The sequence below is a fragment of the Planctomycetia bacterium genome (assembly GCA_034440135.1).
Classification (GTDB): domain Bacteria; phylum Planctomycetota; class Planctomycetia; order Pirellulales; family JALHLM01; genus JALHLM01.
Genome location: JAWXBP010000300.1, coordinates 1 through 5,774 on the forward strand (window position 1 = coordinate 1; position 5,774 = coordinate 5,774).

At 61.9% G+C, this 5,774-nt stretch carries 4 protein-coding genes; 1 reads left to right on the forward strand and 3 read right to left on the reverse strand.

Annotated features, from left to right (window positions below; translation table 11 throughout):
* Positions 1-1,895, reverse strand: a 1,895-nt coding sequence (csx17, locus tag SGJ19_18130; protein ID MDZ4782169.1) for a type I-U CRISPR-associated protein Csx17, incomplete at its 3' end; no start/stop codon positions are given.
* Entirely contained in the window at positions 1,888-4,287 is a 2,400-nt protein-coding gene (gene cas3, locus SGJ19_18135; GenBank protein ID MDZ4782170.1) for a CRISPR-associated helicase Cas3', read from the reverse strand. The genes cas3 and csx17, both read right to left, overlap by 8 nt.
* A 101-nt stretch (positions 4,288-4,388) precedes the next feature.
* Here cas3 and SGJ19_18140 point away from each other — a divergent pair, with 101 nt between their 5' ends.
* On the forward strand, positions 4,389-4,823 hold the full coding sequence (locus tag SGJ19_18140) for a hypothetical protein (GenBank protein ID MDZ4782171.1): 435 nt from the start codon (positions 4,389-4,391) through the stop codon (positions 4,821-4,823).
* Here the strand turns inward: SGJ19_18140 and SGJ19_18145 are convergent.
* Positions 4,806-5,774: WYL domain-containing protein (locus SGJ19_18145; GenBank protein ID MDZ4782172.1), on the reverse strand; the 969-nt coding region annotated here is incomplete at its 5' end. The genes SGJ19_18140 and SGJ19_18145 overlap by 18 nt on opposite strands.

Below are 5,774 nucleotides of genomic sequence, written 5' to 3' on the forward strand. Positions count from 1 at the left end.
AAGGGTTCCTGCGCGTCCGGTTTGACCGCGATCAGTCCCCAGATCAGATCCGCCAGTACTTCGTCGTCGGTCTGTTCGTTGAGAAACGCGAGAACGTCCTCGAGCCGCGCCCAGCGGAGCGAGTCCAGCGGCACGCCGGACTCTCCCGCCCGGAAAGCCTCCATTTGCCGGCGACGGAAGACTGCGGCGAGGTTGGCCGCCAGCGGGCGATGCGACCAGACGGCGGTTGTGCTGCCGGGCGACCAGTTCACGTATTTCGTGACTTCGACCGGCTCCAAGAATGCCCGCAGCGAACGGACGGCCCCATCGCGCGATGGGCGGATGCCTGCCAAACTGGCGGCGAGCCGAAACTCCGCACCTTGGTCCACTAGCTGGTCGAGCCACTGCGACAACAGACCGAACAGCGGTCTGACTTTCCAACCGTAAGTCTTGTCCTTCAACCAACTCAAGCCCTCGGTGGCGAAAGTCCGCTCGGCGCGGCCCACTGCCCGTAGGACGTCGAGCAGGTACTTCGCGTCGCCGCCCGGCGCGCTTCGGTTGGCGAACGCGAATATCGTCTGGTCGATGTCCCGCAGCGCGGCTTGGAAGCGTGCCGGAGTCTTGTCGTTATCACGACACGCCAACCGGAGGCGGTCAATCCAGTTGACGAGCTGCGGATCGTCCAGGAGTTGCCTCGTCGGACGCGGCGTCACCGGAATTCGTCCAAGTGGCACAGCAAGGAACATCTTGCCAAATCGCCTTAAAAAGCTGAAGCGGACGAACGAATCTATGCCGCGATTGACACCGAGCATGCAAGTCGCCAGCGCAAACTGAACTGCATTTCGAGCCTGTCCACGTCCAAACTGCGCGCGACCCTCGGCGAATAGGTAACGCAATTCCGCTAGAGTCGATGCGTTGGACCATTGCGGCAACCACAACTCAGTTCGACAGCTATCGCTCGATTCGTCGCTCTTGTCTGCGGAGCCAAATCCTATGGCAACCGGAGAAACACAGAACGGGAAGGAAGATCGATCGCCAGTCTGCGTACCAAATCGCCTCGACACGGCGCCGGCCATCATGACCGCGCCTTCCATCATGAAGACGAAGTCCCATGGATTGACCCCGCCCGTGCCAACGAAACCTTGACCGCCGTTGGGGCCTCCCAAACCCGCTGGGTTGAAGTGCCCAGCGGTTCCAGCGTCCAACGGCTCGCCTCCGTCCGCAAAGACAGACGACTTCAACCAGCCGACGGAACGCTTCGGCTCGGCAAAGACCTTTCGAAGTGAACCAATAAACGTCACCGAAAAATCAAAGTTACCATCGTTCCCGCCAGAAATGAACAATGGAGCAGCGCGAGTGTCCTCGGTCTGAAGCAACAACGCAGTATCCAGCCAACAGACAGATTCGTCTGGCAACGTCGCGCGAAGATACGGCAATAGTCCCGGTTGGTCCGCATCGAGAATTCCCGAGGATTCATCCAACAGAAGAGTTGCCTTCCGCTCCTTCTCGGGCATCGAGCGAACATCGATCGGCCGGGCATACTGATTGAGCGCCGCTTGAACATGTGAGAGGGCTTCTCGATACGGCAGCAATCGTTCCGACGTCGATTGCTGCACGAACGAGACGTGGTCTACCGCTTCCCGGCTGCGAAATCTCAGCGCCTTTGAGTCCCAAGTGCGGTAAAAGCCGCTCCCGCCGTTCCAGGGACTGCTAATCGGCGTCGGCCGATACTCCTCCAGAAAGAACCGCTCCAGCCGATCGCGATGGAGACTCGTGTGCAAAACGGCGATGCCTCCGCGCCAAGACAGCCGCGCATCGGGATCCGCTTGCTCCGCCACCAACCGGAAGACGCCGAGCGCCTTGAGGTAACTCATCAGCGGCTCGGGCGTGCAGCCCGGCATGGGAATCTCAGGCATGACCGGCCTCCTTTCGGCTGGCGCGTACGTCGGCCGTTCGCAACAGTGTTTCCAAGTACGCCAGACGGAACGGCCCCAGTTCGGCCAGGAGCTTCAGCGCCCGCCCGGTCCAACTGGACTCTCCGCCCAGCCGCATCGGCGTGAGGTCGAGTTCCGTGGCGGGGCAGGATTCGTCCCCCAGATCGACTTCCGGCAGCGTATCGCCATCGCCGACGCCCAAGGCGAACAGTCTGCCGTCGTCCGGCAATTCTTCGTCCGGCAAGCTGCGAATGCTCAATCGCACCTTTCCGTGATGGGCGGCGATCAAATACGCCGCCTCGAACGCCAGTCCGTGCCGTAGAGCCGCCAAGGCGGACGCCAACTCGTGGCGAAAGTACGGCGGACGGTAGGCCAGCTTGCCTTTCTTTCCCGATTTGGCCCAGAGCGTTTCGGCGTCGAGCGACGGGTTCACCTTGCGCACCGCCTCTTGGAATGTCGCGTGCGCCTTGCCGGCGTCGTGCCAGCGCGCGGCCTTCGCAAGGTGCCCGTCGAATGCGTCAATTGCTGGCAGCGAAGCCAGGACTAGCTCCAATTCCGCACATACGTTGTTCGTATGTTGGGCGACGCTCAGCGGATTGGGCAGTTGATGGACGGACTCGGGATCGGATTTCGCACTGTCCTCCGGCGGCGCGTTAGCGGGCCTAAGCGATTCCACGGCCGCCATCGACGTCGGATCCCAACCGACTTCCGAGGCCTCGGGAGAAGAGTTTGACGCCGCCGCGTAACCCCCGGCCGTCGTCGGCAGCATGATCACCATTCCCGGCCGCACTTGCCTGGGAGCGACCGGCACCCACTCCTCGCTGAGGTGGTCCCAGATGTACCCTTCCCCCCGTTTGTCGTCGAGCGTTTCGAGGAACTTTTTGGCGGACATAATGGGGACCGAGCAGAGTTCCGCCCGCGCCGGTCGCGGCTCTTCCGGCGGGGGCGCATCGCCGCTCCACTCACGCCAGAAGACTTGCACGTCGGTGTCCGGATCGTCGCTCCGCACGAAGCGGGCGATGTCAATGTCGTTGCCCGAAAGGTCTGGCGAAGTGTCGAAGAGGTCTAGCAGGTCGCGGCGACGGAGGACGTGCTTATGCTCGAATGGCAGCTTCAGGTTTTCGGCCTTCTTGAATTCCTCTAACGCCCGCGGCGAAACGTCCTGCCCTTCGAGCTTCTTCACTTTCTGCCGGGCGAAGTCGATATCTGTCGCCTCATAGGGGAGCGCGAGCTTTTCGTTGAGGTCGATCCAGTACACCGTGCCCGGCCCATCGTCGCCGGTGCGATTGCAGCGCCCCGCGCGTTGCACGATGCTGGCCCAGGGCGCCAGCTCCGTAATCAATGTGCGGGCGGAGATGTCCACTCCGGCTTCTACCACCTGCGTGGCGACGATGATGCGGTTGCCCGCATCCTTGCGCTGCAGCTCGTCGTTGAGCCGCTTTCGCTCGTGCGGCCGGAAGCGGGAGTGAACCAGCAAAAGCGCGGGCGCCTCGGACTTCTTCCGAAGGGACTGCAATGCCCGGTACACGGCCTTCGCCCGCTCGACCACATTAACGACGACCAGTGTTTGCGTTCCGTGTTGATGCAGTTCCCAAACCCGCTTGGCGACATCCCTCATATCGCCGGACGACCCCACATCCACTTGCCGCAACGTCTTGTCGGCGGTCATGCGTTTGTAGAGGTTCCGTTGCGGGTCATAATCCTCGCTCGTGAGCTCCAACGGCGGGGCGGGGAACTTCCCCGCGAAATCGATGGTGTCCAGCCAATCCGGCTCGAGAGTGGCGGACATCCATACCGAAGGGCAGCTACCGTAAACGTCCAGCGATTTACGCAATCCGGCCAGTTGCGACGACGTGCTGACGCCCCCAGCCATGAGTTGCGGCTCATCGAACACCCACAGGCTGTCGTTATTGAGCAACGCGAAGTCAATCGGCCAGTGGAATCGGCTGGCCGCGTACCCGCGATTGAGCGCCCGCGATAGAAGCATGTCCTGCGTGCCGATCAGCACGGCGGGCACTTCCGGCTGTAGATACCATTTTTCCGTGTCGGCTCCGCCCATGAGTACATGAACCGGAACAGCTAATTTGAGGTTTTCAATCCACTTCATCGCCTCTCGTTCTGACTGCTCGACCAAGACGCGCATCGGCAAACAGTAGACGAGCCGCCGGGGCGTTTGATCGGGAAATTGCTGACGCCGATAGAGCCAGCCGAGAATCGCGGTTGCCGTCTTGCCAGCACCGGTTGGCGCTTGGATGAGATGGGGGATATCGTCAGCGGTGGCGAATCGCGATTGATACGGATAGGGGTCGGTCCCCGTGGCTTGACGGAAGAACGACTCGAAGGACGATTCCGGATTCTTCGTCGCGTTACTCATTCGCATTCCTCTGAAATAACGATACGCCCGTACACCTTATCGCGCAGCCGGGCGATGTCAATCTTCTTAGCCGACCATTCAGCAGGATGACAACATCTTGAATGCTCTTTAACAAGGCAGCAGCCTTGACACCTCGTCGCTCCGATGTTAATCTCGGCGATGCATTGCCGCAAGGGGTAGCCCTATTGAAGAAATGCCCGCAAGAAGGCAGCAGCGTAAGCGGCGCGCTGTTCCCGCGGTTCACGAGCCGCGGCCCAATTATCCGTGCTGTACTGTTGTTGTTAGCGGCCCACATCGAAACAGGAGGTCGAGAGGTGAAGATTGTTGTACATGTTGTCGGATGGCATGAACCCCTGCCTACCGATTTGTGCGAGGCAACCGAGCAGTTGCGACTGGAACTCGGAGATCTACCTGGTCCTAACGCCAATTTGAAGGAAGCCGTTTCCACGCGGCCCACTGCGACGAAGGACGATGCTAAAGGCGATGAAAATTGTGGCGCATCCCTAGAGCCAAAACCATCACGCACGTTCGGCTAAATACAACTGAACCATCGCGGAAATTTCGGCTTCGAGTTCCTCGCGTAATATCGGTGGTTCAAGCACTTCTGCGTGTTTTCCAAATGACAGCAGCCAACGCTTGATCTCCTCAAAACCGCTGAGGCGGAAGTCGGCCAGCAGGCTGCCGTCTTTCTGCGGAGTGAGACGCTGGCTGGCGTGCCAGCGGCCTTCTTGCACGTAGCGGGCGACGGCGGGGGCGAAGCGAACGCGGACCGCCACGTCGCCGGCGGCATGGAACACCCCGAACGAGCCGGACAAGTACTGCCGCACGTCGAAGCCGGCGGGACGCTGGAACGGCAAGCCGCTGACTTCCACCGCGTCGATGCGGTCGAGCTTGAACGTCCGCACTTCGCCGTGGTCGTGCGACCAGGCCACCACGTACAGCGAGCCGCGATGCTGGGCGATGCCCAGCGGGTTGATCTGGTACTCCACCGGCTCTGTGGCGCGGGCGGATTGATACGACACCACCGTTTGCAGAGAGTCGGCGACGGCGGCGAGCAGGTCGTTGAGGTGCTCGCGCTGGCGGGCGTAGTCGCCTGCGCCCAGGGGGGTGACGTGCAGGTGGGCGGCCAGGCGTTCGACGTATTGCAGGGCGGCCTTGCCCAGGCAGGCGCGGACTTTGGCGAACGCCCGCTGCGCGGCCTCGCCCACGACGGTGCCGGCCAAGGGATCGAGCAGCCGGCGGCCGAGGTACAAGGCCAGGGCTTCATCGAGGGTGAAGCCGATTTCCGGCACGTCGCCGGCGGTGCGGACGCGCCAGTTTTTGCGGCCGCGGTCGCCCACGGTTTCGATAAGAGGGAAGCCGGCGAGCTGGAACGTGGCCAGGTCGCGGCGGATGGTCTTCTCCGTGACGGAGAGTTCCGCGGCCATTTCTTGCACGCTGGCGCCCAGCCGCCGCGCGGAGAGCGTCCGCAGCAGTTGCCATTGGCG

Bases quoted from the DNA above. Each gene is read 5' to 3' on its own strand.
- cas3 (MDZ4782170.1), bottom strand. From the start codon at position 4,287: ATGAGTAACGCGACGAAGAATCCGGAATCGTCCTTCGAGTCGTTCTTC.
- SGJ19_18140 (MDZ4782171.1), top strand. From the start codon at position 4,389: ATGCTCTTTAACAAGGCAGCAGCCTTGACACCTCGTCGCTCCGATGTT.